This is a genomic window from Heliomarina sp. (genome assembly GCF_052826185.1).
On sequence record NZ_JBRBUI010000017.1, the window covers coordinates 553,751 to 570,507 of the forward strand.

The 16,757-nt window shown below is 62.0% G+C and carries 13 protein-coding genes; 8 read left to right on the plus strand and 5 right to left on the minus strand.

Going from position 1 to position 16,757, the window contains the following annotated elements; all coding sequences use genetic code 11:
- Window positions 1-36: 36 nt before the first annotated feature.
- Complete coding sequence (locus ACU0FH_RS07955) at window positions 37-231, minus strand: SlyX family protein (RefSeq protein WP_088633984.1); 195 nt, start codon at window positions 229-231, stop codon at window positions 37-39.
- Between the two features lie 186 nt (window positions 232-417).
- Here ACU0FH_RS07955 and hisS point away from each other — a divergent pair, with 186 nt between their 5' ends.
- From hisS to hisG, 3 genes are read left to right on the plus strand one after another with little or no spacing between them, the layout of a single operon-like run.
- Window positions 418-1,914, plus strand: coding sequence for a histidine--tRNA ligase (hisS, locus tag ACU0FH_RS07960; protein WP_446194117.1), 1,497 nt, complete (start codon window positions 418-420; stop codon window positions 1,912-1,914).
- On the plus strand, window positions 1,914-2,996 hold the full coding sequence (locus ACU0FH_RS07965) for an ATP phosphoribosyltransferase regulatory subunit (RefSeq protein WP_446194118.1): 1,083 nt from the start codon (window positions 1,914-1,916) through the stop codon (window positions 2,994-2,996). The genes hisS and ACU0FH_RS07965 overlap by 1 nt, the downstream gene beginning before the upstream one ends.
- On the plus strand, window positions 2,993-3,682 hold the full coding sequence (gene hisG / locus ACU0FH_RS07970; RefSeq protein ID WP_446194119.1) for an ATP phosphoribosyltransferase: 690 nt from the start codon (window positions 2,993-2,995) through the stop codon (window positions 3,680-3,682). Before ACU0FH_RS07965 ends, hisG begins: the two co-directional genes overlap by 4 nt.
- Before the next feature lie 91 nt (window positions 3,683-3,773).
- Here the strand turns inward: hisG and kynA are convergent, their stop codons facing one another.
- Together kynA and kynU are read right to left on the minus strand one after the other, a co-directional pair.
- A complete protein-coding gene (gene kynA / locus ACU0FH_RS07975) occupies window positions 3,774-4,607 on the minus strand; it encodes a tryptophan 2,3-dioxygenase (protein ID WP_446194120.1) in 834 nt (277 codons plus the stop codon).
- Window positions 4,608-4,609: 2 nt separating this feature from the next.
- Window positions 4,610-5,803 (minus strand): kynureninase, encoded by a 1,194-nt coding sequence (gene kynU, locus ACU0FH_RS07980; RefSeq protein WP_446194121.1) that lies wholly within the window; start codon window positions 5,801-5,803, stop codon window positions 4,610-4,612.
- Between the two features lie 389 nt (window positions 5,804-6,192).
- Here kynU and ACU0FH_RS07985 point away from each other — a divergent pair, with 389 nt between their 5' ends.
- Together ACU0FH_RS07985 and ACU0FH_RS07990 are read left to right on the plus strand one after the other, a co-directional pair.
- A complete protein-coding gene (locus ACU0FH_RS07985) occupies window positions 6,193-7,767 on the plus strand; it encodes a Re/Si-specific NAD(P)(+) transhydrogenase subunit alpha (RefSeq protein ID WP_446194122.1) in 1,575 nt (524 codons plus the stop codon).
- Between the two features lie 13 nt (window positions 7,768-7,780).
- Window positions 7,781-9,214 carry an NAD(P)(+) transhydrogenase (Re/Si-specific) subunit beta gene (locus ACU0FH_RS07990; RefSeq protein ID WP_238371097.1) on the plus strand — a complete coding sequence of 478 codons (1,434 nt, stop codon included), beginning with the start codon at window positions 7,781-7,783 and terminating at the stop codon, window positions 9,212-9,214.
- Window positions 9,215-9,293: 79 nt separating this feature from the next.
- On the opposite strand, the gene ACU0FH_RS07995 is transcribed toward ACU0FH_RS07990, so the two are convergent.
- Entirely contained in the window at window positions 9,294-9,764 is a 471-nt protein-coding gene (locus ACU0FH_RS07995; protein ID WP_446194123.1) for a DUF1489 family protein, read from the minus strand.
- A 169-nt stretch (window positions 9,765-9,933) separates the two neighbouring features.
- On the opposite strand from ACU0FH_RS07995, the gene ACU0FH_RS08000 reads away from it, so the two are divergent.
- Both ACU0FH_RS08000 and ACU0FH_RS08005 read left to right on the plus strand, forming a co-directional pair.
- The gene (locus tag ACU0FH_RS08000; RefSeq protein ID WP_446194124.1) at window positions 9,934-12,420 is read left to right on the plus strand and encodes an adenosylcobalamin-dependent ribonucleoside-diphosphate reductase; all 2,487 of its coding nucleotides are present in this window, start codon (window positions 9,934-9,936) and stop codon (window positions 12,418-12,420) included.
- A gap of 294 nt (window positions 12,421-12,714) precedes the next feature.
- Window positions 12,715-14,034 (plus strand): MFS transporter, encoded by a 1,320-nt coding sequence (locus tag ACU0FH_RS08005; protein ID WP_446194125.1) that lies wholly within the window; start codon window positions 12,715-12,717, stop codon window positions 14,032-14,034.
- An 11-nt stretch (window positions 14,035-14,045) separates the two neighbouring features.
- On the opposite strand, the gene chrA is transcribed toward ACU0FH_RS08005, so the two are convergent.
- Entirely contained in the window at window positions 14,046-15,431 is a 1,386-nt protein-coding gene (gene chrA / locus ACU0FH_RS08010; RefSeq protein WP_446194126.1) for a chromate efflux transporter, read from the minus strand.
- Between the two features lie 313 nt (window positions 15,432-15,744).
- Here chrA and adhP point away from each other — a divergent pair, with 313 nt between their 5' ends.
- Entirely contained in the window at window positions 15,745-16,755 is a 1,011-nt protein-coding gene (adhP, locus tag ACU0FH_RS08015) for an alcohol dehydrogenase AdhP (protein ID WP_446194127.1), read from the plus strand.
- Window positions 16,756-16,757 lie beyond the last annotated feature (2 nt).

The following is a 16,757-nucleotide window of genomic DNA, read 5'->3' on the forward strand; positions in this document are numbered from 1 at the left end:
GGCGACCTGCCTAGCATCGGAACCGGGCGCGGTCACCTAGTAGTGCGGCGGGCGTTCGTCACCGAGGACCACGCCGCCCGAGCCTTCGGCCTCGCGCTGGGCCTCGCGTTCCATCAGCATGCGCACGTGCCGGGTCAGGCGGTCGATGTCCTTCTGCTGGGCGGTGACGATCGCGTTCAGCTCTTCGACCGTGCGATCGAGATGGGCGAGGTGTTCTTCGATCTGTTGCATGTGAGATCCTTTCCGGCTTGGGCAACCATAGAAGGCAGGTCAGCCGGGGCCAAGGGGCGGTCTTTATGCCCGGTCGCTGCTGTCGCCTGCCCGAACGTGGGCTGGACAGCCGATGGCGGGGCTGCTTGCCCCCGTCGGGGGCTTGGGATAGACCGCGCCGCGAATGGATCCTTGAAGGACATCGACATGGCCAAGGTCAAGAAACAGCCGCGCCCGAAGGCGGAGACGCCAAAGGGGTTCAGAGATTACTTTGGTGCCGAGGTCACTCAGCGCAGCGAAATGCTGCGCAAGATCGCCCAAGTGTATCATCTCTATGGTTTCGATGCCCTTGAAACCAGCGCGGTTGAAACGGTCGAGGCGCTTGGCAAGTTTCTTCCCGACGTTGATCGTCCCAATGAGGGCGTTTTCGCCTGGCAGGAAGCGGATGATGCGGACAAGGGGGACTGGCTGGCGCTGCGCTATGACATGACGGCGCCGCTTGCGCGGGTCTTTGCGCAGCATCGCAACGACCTGCCGGTGCCCTATCGCCGCTATGCGATGGGACCGGTCTGGCGCAACGAAAAGCCGGGACCGGGTCGTTTCCGGCAGTTCTATCAATGCGATGCGGATACGGTAGGATCGGGCTCGATGGCCTCCGACGCCGAGATCTGCGCGCTGCTTGCCGATACGCTCGAAGCGGTCGGGATCGCGCGGGGCGACTACCTGATCCGGGTGAACAACCGCAAAGTCCTGAACGGCGTGCTCGAGGCGACCGGCGTCGAGGAAGACGGCCAGCGGGATGCGGTTCTGCGCACCATCGACAAGTTCGACAAGGTGGGCGAGGCCGGGGTGCGCGAGCTTCTGGGCAAGGGACGACTTGACGATTCCGGGGCCTTCATCGATGGCGTCGGCCTGACCGAGGCGCAGGCCGCTCCGGTTCTGGCCTTCCTGACGTCGAAAGGAGCGGATGCGAGCGAAACGCTTGCCAACCTGCGCTCGGCCGTCGGTGAAAGCGCTAGCGGTGCCGAAGGCGTGGATGAGCTTGAGGAAATCGCCGCCATTCTGAATGCGCAAGGCTATGGGCCGGACCGGATCGTCATCGATCCTTCTGTCGTGCGGGGGCTGGGGTATTATACCGGCCCGGTTTACGAGGCCGAGTTGACCTTTGACATTCTCGATGAAAAGGGGCGCAAGCGGCAGTTCGGGTCGGTCGCGGGCGGGGGGCGCTATGACGATCTTGTCAAGCGGTTCACCGGCCAGTCGGTCCCGGCTACGGGTGTCTCGATCGGGGTCGACCGGTTGCTGGCGGCGCTGCATGCCAAGGGGCGTGTCAGCAAGGACGCGGCGGGTCCGGTCATCGTGACGGTCATGGATCGCGACAGGATGGCGGATTACCAGGCCATGGTTTCCGAGCTGCGCGGGGCCGGCATCCGGGCCGAGGTCTACCTTGGCAATCCGAAGAACTTTGGCAATCAGCTTAAATACGCGGACCGCCGCGGCAGCCCAGTCGCCGTCATCGAAGGCGGCGAAGAGAAAGAGCGCGGCGTGGTGCAGATCAAGGATCTGGTCCTTGGTGCGAAGATCGCCGAAAACGCGACGCTTGAGGAATGGAAGGAACGGCCCAGCCAGTACGAGATTTCCCGTTCGGATCTCGTCGCCAAAGTCCGCGAAATTCTGGCCGATCAGGCCGGAGAGCAGGCGTGATGCCCGAACGGGCGGATGCACTGGCGCGGGCCGCCGCGCTGCGCAAGCGTTTCGAGGATCTCGGCGCGCAGGTCGTGGAAACCCCGATCCTGCAACCGGCCGAGGTTCTGCTGGACCTCTACGGCGAGGACATCCGTGCCCGTGCCTATGTCACCTCGGATGCACTTCGGGGCGAGCAGATGCTGCGCCCGGATTTCACCGTTCCGGTGGTGCAGATGCACATGACCCAAGGGGCGGAACCCGCGCGCTATACCTATTCGGGAGAGGTGTTCCGCCGTCAGGAACTCGACGAGGACCGGGCGAACGAATACCTGCAGGTGGGCTACGAAGTCTTCGACCGGAACGACGTCGCGGCTGCGGATGCCGAGGTGTTTGCCCAGATCAAGGAAGCAGTGGCCGGATTGCAGCTTCGCGCGGCGACTGGGGATATCGGCATTCTCATGGCTGCCGTGCGCGGGCTGTCCACGACCGAGGCACGCCGAGCCGCGCTGATGCGCCATATCTGGCGGCCGCGCCGTTTTCGCAGCCTTTTGAACCGCTATGCCGGGCGCGTAGCTCCCAGCCCGCGCAGGCAGGCCCTGCTCGCGGCAGGCGATCCCTTCGAAGGGGCTGGGCCGTTCAACGGTGTTCGCGACAAGGCAGAGATCGCCGCTCGGATCGACGCTTTGCGCGAAGATGCGGCAGCCGCACCCATCGCGGCACAGGAAATGGCCGGAATCGAAGCGCTGCTTAAGGTGCGCGAGACGCTGCCTTTCGCCTTGGAGCAACTGCGCGATATCGCGGTGGATCTGCCGTCGATCGCCCCGGCACTCGACCGGCTGGAAGCCCGGACAGAGGCGCTGGCGGCCCGTAACGTGGATGTGGCCAACCTAGATTTCGAGGCGAGTTTCGGGCGGACCTCGATGGAATATTACGACGGCTTCGTCTTTGGTTTCTACGCAGAGCAGGCACCTGATCTGCCGCCCATCGCAACCGGCGGGCGCTATGACGCGCTGACCCGGCACCTTGGACGCGGTGCCGAGATACCGGCGGTGGGCGGCGTTCTGCGCCCCGGTCTGATCCTGCAACTGGAGCGCATGTGATGCTGAAACTGGGTGTGCCCTCCAAGGGGCGGTTGATGGAGAAGACCTTTGGCTGGTTCGAAAAGCACGGTATTCGTCTGTCCCGCACGGGGTCCGACCGTGAATATGCGGGCACGGTCGATGGCATCGACGGGGTGGGGCTCGTGCTGCTCTCTGCCGGTGAGATCCCCCGCGAACTCGCGGCAGGGCGCATCCATCTTGGCGTGACGGGCACGGATCTCGTTCACGAGAAACTGGCGAGATGGGAAAGCCAGGTGCAGGAGATCGAGCCGCTCGGCTTTGGCCATGCGGATCTGGTTCTGGCCGTTCCGCAATGCTGGGTGGATGTGGATACGCTCGAAGACCTCGATGCGGCGGCGGCGGCCTTCCGGGCGCGCCATGGGTACCGGATGCGGATCGCTACCAAGTATCACCGGCTGGTGCGGGATTTCCTGCGTGAGGCCGGTGTTGCCGATTACGCGCTTGTCGATAGCCAGGGGGCGACCGAAGGCACCGTCAAGAACGAAACCGCAGAGGCCGTGGCTGATATCACCTCAACGGGCGATACCCTGCGCGCCAACCATTTGAAACTGCTGTCTGACGGGCTTGTCCTGAAAAGCCAGGCAACGCTCTGGCGCAGCCGTGTCGCCGAGTGCGATGACGCGGACCAGCAGGCAATGCAGGAAATTCTGGACCGGCTGGGGTAGCGGCGGCTCCAGCCGGAACCGCATTCTTGTTTGCGCCAAGAATTTTGAAAATTCTTGGTAAATTTCTTTCAGAAATTTGGCTGCGGAGTGATCACAGATCGGTGCGCAGATGCCAGAGTTCCGGGAACAGCTCCGTTTCCAGCATCCGCTTCAGGTAGCTCACCCCACCGGTGCCACCTGTGCCGCGCTTGAAACCAATGACACGTTCGACCGTGGTGACATGGTTGAACCGCCAGCGACGGAAGTAGTCTTCGAGGTCCACAAGCTTTTCTGCCAACTCATAAAGCGCCCAGTAGGTTTCCGGCTGCTTGTAGACGTTGCTCCACGCCGCGGCGACATCCGGGTCCGGCGCGTGTTTCTGTGTCGTATCGCTACCGGTAACCCCTTCGGGCAGAGGGAATGCCTCGGAGAGGGCGCGCAGCGCCACATCGTAGAGAGAGGGCCGTTCCAGTTCTTCCGTGAGGAGACGCAGCACTTCGGGGCGATGCTCATGCGGGCGCAGCATGGCCGGGTTCCGGTTGCCGAGGATGAACTCGATCTGCCGGTACTGGTGCGACTGAAACCCAGAACTCTGGCCAAGCGTTTCGCGAAAGCTCGTGTAATCCGAGGGCGTCATAGTACGCAGTACATCCCATGCGCTGTTGAGCTGTTCGAATATCCGGCTCACACGGCTCAGCATCTTAAACGCCGGGCGCATGTCCGGTTGACCAAGCGCCTCTCGCGCAGCCGTCAGTTCGTGTATCGCCAGCCGCATCCAAAGTTCCGAGGTCTGGTGCTGAACGATAAACAGCATTTCGTCATGCGCATCGGACAGCGGGGCCTGCGCACTCAGGATCTTGTAAAGCTGCAGGTAGTCGCCGTAGGACATGCGTCCGTCAAAAGACATCTGCGCGCCTTCGGTTTCCGGATTGTATGGTTCACTCATGGTCAGGTTACCGCGTTCCGCGTCTTGTAGGCATCTTTGTCCCACAGTTTCTTGTTCATGACATCCGAGATCACTTTGGCCGCGCCGCGAATGTCGTCTTCGTCCAGATAAAGCGGCGTGATGCCGAACCGCATGATGTCGGGCGCCCGGAAATCGCCGATCACCCCGTTGGCGATCAGCGCCTGCATCGCGGCATACCCATGCTCGAACCTGAACGAAACCTGGCTGCCGCGTTCCTGTGGATTGCGCGGGCTGGCAAGCGAAAGCATCGGGCAGGCGGCTTCGACTTCGGCGATGAACAGCTCGCTAAGTTCGATGGAGCGGGCGCGCAGGTCGTCCATGTCGACCATGTCCCAGATGTCGAGCGCGCATTCGAGCGATGTCATCTGGATAACCGGCGGCGTTCCCACGCGCATCCGCGATACGCCAGCACCGGCACGGTAATCGAGATCGAAATCGAAAGGCGCGTCATGACCAAGCCAGCCAGACAGGGCAGGCAGGGCCTGATCCGCATGTTTCGGCGAGACATAGATAAAGGCCGGGGCGCCGGGGCCGCCGTTCAGATACTTGTAGCTGCAGCCGACCGCGAAATCGGCGTCTGCTTCCGCCAGCCGGACGGGCAGGGCGCCTGCCGTATGCGCAAGGTCCCAGACGGCCAGAGCACCGACCGCATGCGCCTTTTCCGTCAGCGCCTTCATGTCATGCAACCGGCCGGTCCGGTAATCAACCTCGGTCAGCATCATCACGGCGATCTCCTCCGAGAGCTCGGATTCGACATCTTCGGGGTTCACGACGCGCAGCTCGTACGCCGGACCCAATGTCTTGAGCAGACCTTGGGCGATGTAGAGATCCGAGGGAAAGTTGCCGTTGTCGGACAGGATAACCTTGCGCTCGGGCCGCATCGCCAGCGCCGAGGCCAGCGCCTGATAAACCTTGATCGACAGGGTGTCGCCGGTTGCGACGCTGCCCGCCTCTGCGCCGATCAGACGTGCGATGCGGTCGCCGATGGCCATGGGCTGCGCCATCCAGCCGGCTTTGTTCCAGCCGGTGATCAGCATGTCGCCCCATTCGTCGCGCATCATGGCTGCGATGCGTTCCGGGGCTGCTTTCGGCAGGGGGCCGAGCGAATTGCCATCAAGGTAGAGAAGACCCTCTGGCAGGTGAAAACGCGCTTTGGTCGCCGCAAAATCCGTCATGTTCCCGACACTCGCAGTTGTTTTATGCTTGAAGTAATTCGGTCGTATCCGCTTCCTTTGGTTCTGTCCAGCGGCTTGTGCCCGTCTGCCCGGGGTGGCCATTTCCGCCCGGTCACAGGGCTGATCGTGCCTTTGTGCCCTTAAAACGATCACCTCCGAAAGAAAGATTTCTCAGTATCAATTGTCAATTCGGAACGAAATTTCGTTGGATCCTAAGCTAGGGCTTCATGTTAGCGTTCACGAACAAAAGATGCGCGCAACAAAGGTATTTTTTGCGATAATTGCGGAGCGAAACACGGGCTTTGCTTGCGCATCCATGACACGCAGGGTAGTGAATCTCGGAACTATCATGCCGGGGCTATATCGGCACAGAGATGAGGGAGTAATCGGTGAAGATAGGGACGCCCAAAGAAGTTTTCGACGGTGAAAACAGGGTTGCGATGACGCCGGACAGCGCGCGCGCCTTGCAGAAACTCGGATATGAATGCGTGATCGAGGCCGGGGCAGGCGCCCGGGCCGGTTTCAACGACGAGGCCTATGCCGAGGCCGGGGTCGAGATCGCCAAGACCGGGGCCGCTCTTTACAAGGCGGCGGACATCATCGCCAAGGTGCGTCCGCCCAGCGAGACTGAAATCAAACGTCTCAATTCCAACAAGACGCTGATTTCGTTCTTTTATCCCGGCTCCAACGAGGAGTTGATGCAAAAGGCCGCCGACACCGGTGCCTCTGTCATCGCGATGGACATGGTGCCACGGATCAGTCGCGCCCAGAAGATGGACGCGCTGAGTTCGATGGCCAATATCGCCGGCTACCGCGCGGTCATCGAGGCAGGCAACAACTTTGGCCGCTTCTTTACCGGTCAGGTGACGGCGGCGGGCAAGGTGCCCCCGGCCAAGGTTCTCATCGTCGGTGCCGGTGTTGCCGGTCTTGCCGCGATCGGCACCTCGACCTCGCTTGGTGCGATGACCTATGCCTTTGACGTGCGCCCCGAAGTGGCCGAGCAGGTCGAATCTATGGGCGCGGAATTCGTCTATCTCGATTTCGAGGAAGAGCAGACCGATGGCGCCGCAACTGGTGGCTATGCCTCTGTTTCTTCTCCGGAATTCCGCGAGGCGCAGCTGGCCAAGTTCCGCGAACTGGCCCCGGAAATGGACATCGTCATCACCACGGCGCTGATCCCGAACCGCGAAGCGCCCGAGCTCTGGACCGAGGATATGGTCAAGGCGATGAAACCGGGCTCGGTCATCGTCGACCTGGCCGCCGAGCGTGGCGGCAACTGCAAGCTGACCGTACCGGACGAAAAAATCGTCACGGATAACGGTGTCACCATCATCGGTTACACCGACTTCCCGTCGCGCATGGCCACGCAGTCCTCGACGCTCTACGCCACCAACGTGCGCCACATGATGACAGACCTGACGCCCGAAAAGGACGGCATGGTCAATCACAACATGGACGATGACGTGATCCGTGGGGCGACGATCACCCACGCGAAAGAAGTCACCTTCCCGCCACCGCCGCCAAAGGTGAAGGCGATTGCTGCGCAAAAGCCCAAGGAAAAGGTCAAGCAATTGACCCCGGCGGAAAAGCGCGAACAGGAAATCGAAGCGTTCAAGAAACAGACCAAAAGCCAGGTGACCCTGATCGCCGTCGGTGCTGTACTTCTGCTTCTGCTCGGCCTCGTGGCCCCGGCAAGCTTCATGCAGCACTTCATCGTGTTCGTTCTGGCCGTCTTTGTGGGCTTCCAGGTGATCTGGGGCGTGGCGCATTCGTTGCACACACCGCTGATGGCCGTGACCAACGCGATTTCGTCCATCATCATCCTTGGTGCCCTGATGCAGATCGGCTCAGGGTCTTTCCTTGTGATCCTGCTTGCCGCCCTGTCGGTCTTTATGGCCGGCATCAACATCTTTGGTGGCTTCCTCGTGACCCGGCGCATGCTCGCCATGTTCCAGAAATCGTAAGGAGTAGAGGATTATGGAATTCGGATTTACCACGGCGGCATATGTCGTTGCAGCCGTCCTCTTCATCCTGAGCCTTGGCGGCCTTTCCGGTCAGGAAAGCGCCAAGCGCGCCGTCTGGTATGGCATCGCCGGTATGGCGCTGGCGGTATTCGCCACGCTAATCGGACCGGGCTCAGGCCTGTGGCTGTTGTCGGTTCTGCTGATCGCGGCCGGTGGCGTCATCGGCGTGATCGTGGCCAAGCGGGTCCAGATGACCGAGATGCCGCAGCTTGTTGCGGCGATGCACTCTCTCGTTGGTCTCGCGGCGGTCTTCGTCGGCTATAACGCCCATATCGAACTGAACAACGTGCTCGCCATGACCCCCGAACAGCGCCTGTCGCTCGAAGGGTTCGCGGCCGTTCTGGCCCATAAGACCAGCGTCGAGCAAAGCATCCTGCGGGTTGAACTGTTCCTTGGCGTCTTTATCGGTGCGATTACCTTTACGGGCTCGGTCATCGCCTTCGGCAAGCTGGCGGGCAAGGTCAGCTCGGCGGCCACGAAACTGCCGGGCGGGCATATGCTCAACCTTGCGGCAGCCATCATCTCGCTGCTCTGCCTGTTCTGGTACATGGCTTCGGGTGGCTTCCTGCCGCTGCTGATCATGACGCTGGCGGCGCTGTTCATCGGCTACCACCTGATCATGGGTATCGGCGGCGCGGATATGCCTGTCGTGGTCTCGATGCTGAACAGCTATTCCGGCTGGGCGGCGGCGGCCATCGGCTTCAGCCTTGGCAACGACCTGCTGATCGTGGTCGGTGCGCTGGTTGGCTCCTCGGGTGCGATCCTGTCCTACATCATGTGCAAGGCGATGAACCGGTCGTTTGTCTCGGTGATCCTTGGCGGCTTTGGCGGCTCTGCCGGTCCGGCGATGGAAGTCGAAGGCGAACAGGTCGCCATTGAGGCCGACGGTGTGGCCGCGGCGCTGAACGAAGCCGACAGCATCATCATCATCCCCGGCTACGGCATGGCGGTGGCACAGGCGCAGAACGCGGTCAGCGACCTGACCAAGAAACTGCGCGCGGCGGGCAAGAACGTCCGTTTCGCCATCCACCCTGTTGCCGGTCGTCTGCCCGGCCACATGAACGTGCTGCTGGCCGAGGCCAAGGTCCCCTACGATATCGTGCTGGAAATGGACGAGATCAACGAGGACTTCCCGGACACGGATGTGGCCATCGTGATCGGTTCGAACGACATCGTGAACCCGGCGGCGCAGGAAGATCCGAACTCCCCCATCGCGGGGATGCCGGTTCTGGAATGCTGGAAGGCCAAGCAGGTGTTCGTGTCCAAGCGCGGGCAGGGCACCGGTTACTCGGGCATCGAGAACCCCCTGTTCTTCAAGGACAACACGCGGATGTTCTACGGCGATGCCAAGGCGTCTCTCGACAAGTTGCTGCCGATGATCGACTAAACGTCGTCAGGTACGAAAACGGAAACGGCGGCGCATGAATGCGCCGCCGTTTTTCTTTTCCGGTCAGATAGTCAAAGGGTCAGAGAACGCCGATTTCCGCCAGCGCCTGATTAAGCTCGACAGGCAATGCTTCATCATTCTGGCGGCTTGCGGGCAGGTCCGGCGGCGCATCCGCAGGCGCAAGGTAACGCCAGCCCTGAAACGGTCTTTTCTGAACGCTCTGGGTCCGGTGAATCTCGGGCTCAAGCACGATGGCGCAGCGCCGGATTCCGTCGCCGCCGTTTACTTCGTCAAGCCGAAGAATGCGCTGACGGCACTGGATCAGTCCCTTGATCACCCAGTAGATTGATCCGCCTTCAAGGATCTCGGCCTCGCGCTTCGGCCACATGCGGGTGACATGTCGCGGTAACCCGTCAGACGTCTGAACGCGGCGCAGTTTCTGCCAGCGGAGCAGGTCATCGACAGTTTCCGTTCCGACAGAGAGTTTGATGAGATGCGTAAATTTATCCACAGAGTCGTCCCCATTCCACCGTCCATATAGTAGCATCATCAAGGATGACTGCAAATTATGGGGGGTGATTTTTGTCTTTGGATCAGGTTTCCTTCACGCGGCTGCACGAAAATGCCCCCGGCGTTCCGGCGGGGACGCCCGATTGGTCCTTGCCTGAACGGGCCATATATCCTGAACTGAAGTCAGCAACCCGAGGGCCGGTATCAAGATGACGCAATTCACGACGCCGATCGCCGAACAGATCTGGGATATGAAATACCGCCTGAAAGAGGCGGACGGAACGGCCATAGACGAAACCGTCGAGGACACCTGGCGCAGAATCGCCAAGGATCTGGCCAGCCGCGAGAGTGAGCCGCAGGTCTGGGTAGACCGGTTCTACCATGCGCTCGACGGTTTCAAGTTCCTGCCCGCTGGTCGGATCGTGGCAGGCGCGGGGACGGGGCGGCAGGTCACGTTGTTCAACTGTTTCGTCATGGGCACGGTCCCCGACAGTATCGACGGTATTTTCGACATGCTGAAAGAGGCTGCCCTGACCATGCAGCAGGGTGGAGGGATCGGATATGATTTCTCGACCATCCGCCCCAAGGGCGCGGCCGTGTCCGGCGTCTCTGCCGATGCCTCCGGGCCGCTGACCTTCATGGATGTCTGGGACGCGATGTGCCGGACGATCATGTCCGCCGGGGCGCGGCGCGGTGCGATGATGGCGACGATGCGCTGCGACCATCCGGATATTCAGGATTTCATCTCGGCCAAGGCAGACCCGGCGCGCCTGCGCATGTTCAACCTCTCGGTGCTGGTCACCGATACCTTTATGCAGGCGGTAAAGGACAACGCAGAATGGGAGCTTGTATTCGGAGATCGTGCCTATAGCCGCTTGCCCGCCCGCGCGCTCTGGAACCAGATCATGCAATCCACCTATGATTACGCCGAGCCGGGTGTGATCTTTATCGACCGGATCAACGCGGCCAATAACCTCAATTACTGCGAGACGATTGCCGCGACGAACCCCTGTGGCGAGCAGCCCCTGCCGCCTTACGGCGCCTGCCTGCTTGGCTCGATCAACCTTGCGCGGCTGATCGCCAGCCCGTTTGGCGACGATGCCGAACTTGATGATGCGCAGCTGGACGATCTGGTCACCACTGCCGTCCGGATGATGGACAACGTGGTCGACGCCTCGAAATTCCCGCTGATCGCACAGGCCGAGGAAGCCCGCGCCAAGCGGCGCATCGGGCTGGGTGTCACCGGTCTGGCCGATGCACTGGCGATGATGGGGGTGAGCTATGGCTCAGAGGAGGCGGCGCGTCTGACCGAGCGCTGGATGCACCGGATCGCCCGCGCCGCGTATCTGGCCTCGGTGGATCTGGCGAGGGAGAAGGGGAGCTTTCCACTGTTCGACGCGGATGGCTACCTGAACTCGGGCAACATGCGCGCGATGGATGAGGATGTGCGCGCCGCCATCGCCGAACATGGCATCCGCAACGCGCTTTTGACGTCGATTGCCCCGACGGGGACGATCTCGCTTTATGCCGGAAACGTCAGTTCCGGGATCGAGCCGATATTCGCTTTTTCCTATACACGGCAGGTCCTTCAACGCGACGGGTCGCGACGCGCCGAAGAGGTGGTGGATTACGCCGTGCAGATGTGGCGCGAACGGTTCGGCGAAGCCGAATTGCCGGAGAGTTTCGTGACCGCGCAGACCCTCGCGCCCGAGGATCATGTTCGCATGCAGGCCGCCGCGCAACGATGGGTGGATTCCTCGATTTCCAAGACCATCAATTGCCCCGCAGACATATCCTTCGAGGCGTTCAAGGACGTCTACATGCTGGCCTGGGATACCGGCTGCAAAGGTTGCACAACCTATCGGCCAAACGAGGTGAGCGGGTCTGTGCTGGCGGTAACGCAGCCAGCCGAGGAAGACACCGCAGCAAAACGCATCGCCCGTGCGATGAGCGATGCGGGCCTTGAAGATCGCGAGACTCTGTCCGAGAAATCCGGGCTTTCGGTCTCTCTCCTCGATAATATCGCGACCGGCAGCAAGGAGCTGTCCCGCTCTGCCGCCAAGAAACTTGCCACCGCGTTGAACGTCACGGCCGACTGGCTGGTGTCAGGGAATACGGCCCTTACGACCTCGGCGTTTCCGGCTGTATCCGAAAGTGCGCCCGAAACCTCTTACCTGGCTGAACCCCTGAACCGCCCGCCCGAGCTTGAAGGCAACACCTACAAGCTGAAATGGCCCGACAGCGAGCATGCGATCTATATCACGATCAACGATATCGAGATCGACGGGCGCCGACGGCCTTTCGAAGTCTTCATCAATTCCAAGAACATGGAGCATTTCGCCTGGACGGTGGCCCTGACCCGCATGATCTCGGCGGTGTTCCGTCGCGGCGGTGACGTATCCTTTGTCGTTGAAGAGTTGAAAGCCGTTTTCGATCCACGGGGCGGCGCTTGGATCCAGGGCAAATACGTGCCTTCGATCCTTGCCGCCATTGGCGGGGTGATTGAAAAGCACCTGATCGCGATCGGTTTCATCGACGGAGAAGGGCTGGGCCTGAAAGCCGATCCTCACGCCGCCACCGGCAACTCAGCCAAACCGCGCGGCCCTGCCTGCCCCTCTTGCGGTCAGTATGACATGCACATGATCGAGGGCTGTGCCACCTGCGCCAATTGCGGTTACTCGAAATGTTCGGGTTGATGTGATTGCGTTTTGTTCGCCAAATCCAGCAGAAGAATTGTGCCCGGCGACGGCGTCGCTACTGAGGCGCACTTTGATAATCGAGGCGCTCAATAAAACGCGCGCGAGCGAAGGGCGCCGCCCGGTGGCTGCACCGTCTGCCACTGACCGCAGCGCCCTCAAACAGAGGCAACAATGCAAACAACCGCAGCAGCCGTTCGTACAAACGGTTGCTGCCAGCCAAAGATCTGATGCTGCCGGCGCTTTCATTGTTATGATCGAGCTACCCATAATCATTTCCCGATCGAGGCCGCGATGTTGAACGTTCTCGCCGACCGCACCTATCGCCACCTCTTTCTGGCGCAGGTCGTTGCGCTTCTGGGCACCGGCCTTGCGACCGTGGCGCTCGGGCTGCTGGCTTATGATCTGGCCGGGGACGAAGCTGCGATAGTGCTGGGCACGGTTTTCACGATCAAGATGGTGGCCTACGTCGGCGTGGCCCCGGTCGCTGGCGCCTTTGCGGATCGCGTGAACAGGCGGGTGCTGCTGGTGGCGCTCGATCTCGTCCGGGCTCTATGTGCGCTGGCGCTGCCCTTCGTGACCGAGGTCTGGCAGGTCTACGTGCTGATCTTCCTGCTGCAATCGGCCTCGGCGGGGTTTACACCGACCTTTCAGGCGACCATCCCCGATGTGTTGCCCGAGGAAGATCGCTACACCCGCGCGCTGTCCTTCTCGCGCCTTGCCTATGACCTTGAAAACATCGTCAGCCCGACGCTCGCTGCCCTGCTGTTGACAGTGATGGGCTACAACACGCTTTTCCTCGGCACGGTCGCCGGGTTCATTGGCTCGGCCCTTCTGGTGGTTTCGGTAATGCTGCCAAGCCCTGCCGCACCCGCCACGCGCGGGATCTATGATCGCACCACCCGGGGCATCCGCATCTACCTTGCCACGCCCCGGCTGCGCGGTCTTCTCGCGCTCAACGTCTCGGTCGCGGCGTCAGGCGCCATGGTGCTGGTGAATTCCGTCGTTCTCGTGCGCGGGACGCTGGGCCTCTCCGATAGTGCGCTCGGCTGGACGATGTTCGCCTTCGGGGCCGGTTCGATGAGCGCGGCGCTGCTCTTGCCTCGTCTGCTTGACCGGCTGCCGGATCGACCGGTCATGCTGACGGGGGCAGGGCTGACGGTGGCGACATTGGTCTGCCTTGTCTGTGGCATCGCCCTGACCGGCTTGAACTGGGGTATGCTGCTGTGCGCCTGGTTCCTGACCGGGGTCGGTTTTTCCGCCGTCCTGACACCCTCCGGGCGGCTGCTGCGGCGCTCGGCCCATCCCGAGGACCGGCCCGCCATATTCGCGGCGCAGTTCGCCCTGTCCCATGCCTGCTGGCTGGTGTGTTATCCGTTGTCAGGCTGGCTGATGACAGGTTTCGGTGCCATCCCGGCGCTTATCGTACTGGCAGGGGCTGGTCTCATCGGCATTATTGCCGCCCTGCGCCTCTGGCCCGCTGGCGAAGCGGCAGAGGTCGAGCACATCCATGACAACCTCGCGCCGGACGATCCGCATCTCAACGGCGAAAGACGCCACAGTCATCCGCTGGTGATCGATGACCGCCACCCCAGATGGGCAAAGCATTTCTGAGCTTTGCCCGATCAGCCCAGCATGGTCAGGGCCGCCCCGGCGATCGCGGCCCCTGCAAGCACCGTCATCATCCCGAGCTTGAGCCGGAACACTGCAATCACCGCCAGCGCCGTCAAGAGCGCCGCTGCCCAATCGACCGAAGCCAGCCGGGGAAGCTCGACCGCCAGCGGCCCGGCGCGCCAGACAGCGACCGCGTCAAAGATCACGTGGATGGCGAACCAGATCGCAAGGTTCAGGATCACCCCGACCACCGCCGCCGTCACCGCTGTCAGCGCGGCGGCAAGCGCCCGGTTGCGGCGCAGGCGCTCCATCCATGGCGCGCCCAGCAGGATCCATGCGAAACAGGGCGCAAAGGTCACATAGGTCGCGAGCAGCGCGCCCAACGTCGCCGCCCACAGCGTGCCTTCCGCGCTCCACGCGCCAAGGAAACCGACGAATTGCAACACCATGATCAGCGGCCCCGGCGTCGTTTCAGCCATGCCAAGCCCGTCCAGCATCTGCCCCGCCGTCAGCCAGCCATAGGTGCCAACTGCTTCCTGCGCCACATAGGCCAGCACCGCATAGGCCCCGCCAAAGGTGACAACGGCCATCTTGGAGAAGAAAAGCGCTATGTCGGTGAATACATTTTCCGGCCCCAACGTGACAAAAAACAACCCGACCGGCACCAGCCAGAGGGCGAGGGCGGCCATCCCCGCTATCAGCGCATTGCGCCGCGCCGTCACCGGCATCTCGATGGTTTCATCACCAAGCAGAGTCTCGGCCTCAGCGACATGGGCGCCGCCCTGCGCGCCGTGTCCGCCACCGGGCGCAAAATCCGCCAGCCCGCCCCGCGCGCCCGCGTACCCGATCAGAGCCGCCGCCGCGATGATCAGCGGAAACGGCACCTGAAACGCAAAGATCGCAAGGAACGACCCCAGCGCGATGGCCCGCATCGCGTTGTTCTTCAGCGCTTTTCCGGCAATCCGGACCAGCGCTTGCAGAACAATGGCAAGTACTGCCGCCTTGAGCCCGAAGAACAGGCCCGAAACAAGGTCGACCTCGCCAAAGATCACGTAGATCCAGCTCAGCGCCATGATCGACAGCAAGCCGGGCAAAATGAACAGCCCGCCCGCGATGATCGCGCCGCGCGTTCCATGCATGAGCCAGCCGATATAGGTGGCAAGCTGCTGCGCCTCGGGCCCGGGCAGCAACATGCAAAAGTTCAGCGCATGCAGGAACCGATCGTCCCCGATCCAGCGTTTCTCTTCCACGGTGATCCGGTGCATCACCGCGATTTGCCCGGCGGGTCCGCCAAAGGACAGGATCGCCACCCGCGCCCAAACACGCGTCGCCTCGGCCAGCGTCGGCCAGTCGCCCTTATTCCGGCCCCTGGGCCTGTCGAGCGATGCGTCGGTCATGTCGATGCTCCAAGGCGATAGGGCGGCCAGATGGCTTTTCTCGGCGTCAAGACAGCAGCGATCGGCAGAGTCGTAAACCCCCATTCGCCGGTCAAACGCAGATTGCAGGTGCCTGGCGAAATCCCCTGGTCGTCGAAGCCCCGCCCCTTCCCAAAGGGACATATATTCAGGCAATCGTGCCCGCCCGTGCAGCAAAATTTTGCCCGCAAACGGACGCCGCCAATCCGTTTCGCATGGTTTTCGTGATTCTCGCTTACCCTGTCGGCGGGGACGCAGCCATGCCCCCGATGTCCGAGACGAAAAGGAGAGACCCATGATGAAAGCAGCCGTCGTTCGGGAATTCGGAAAGCCGCTTGATATATGCGAGGTCGAACGCCCGTCGCTCACCGACTCCGGGATCATCGTCAAGGTCGCAGCAAGCGGCGTTTGCCATACCGATCTGCACGCGGCGCAGGGCGACTGGCCGGTCAAGCCAAACCCGCCCTTCATCCCCGGCCATGAAGGTGTCGGCACCGTTGCCGAAGTCGGGCGCAACGTCAAAGGCGTCAAGGAAGGCGATCGCGTCGGTATCCCGTGGCTCTACACTGCCTGCGGCCACTGCCGTCACTGCATGGGCGGATGGGAAACGCTGTGCACCGAACAGCAGAATACCGGCTATAGCGTGAATGGCGGTTTCGCGGAATACGTGCTTGCCGATCCGAACTATGTCGGTCACCTGCCGGACGCGGTGGAATTTGCCCCCGCCGCACCGGTGCTCTGCGCCGGGGTCACCGTCTACAAGGGGCTGAAGGAAACCGACACCCGGCCCGGCCAGACCGTGGTGATCTCGGGCATTGGCGGTCTTGGCCATATGGCGGTGCAATATGCCAAGGCGATGGGCCTGCATGTAATCGCGGTGGATATCGCCAAGGACAAGCTGGATCTGGCGAAAAGCCTCGGGGCCGACCAGACCATCAACGCGCTCGAAACCGATCCGGTCGCCGAGGTGCAGGCCGGCGGCGGGGCCGAGGGCGTGCTGGTCACGGCCGTGGCGGGCAAGTCCTTTGAACAGGGTGTCGGCATGCTGGCGCGCGGCGGCACGATGAGCCTTGTGGGCCTGCCGCCCGAAAGCTTTCCGCTGGAAATCTTCGACACGGTTCTGAACGCCAAGACAATCCGGGGTTCCATCGTCGGTACCCGCAATGATCTGGCCGAGGCGCTGCAATTCGCCGCCGAAGGCAAGGTCGCGGCGCATTACTCGACCGAGTCTCTGGACGATGTGAACAGCATCTTTGACCGGATGAAGAAAGGCGCCATCGACGGCCGGATCGTAATGGAACTCTAACG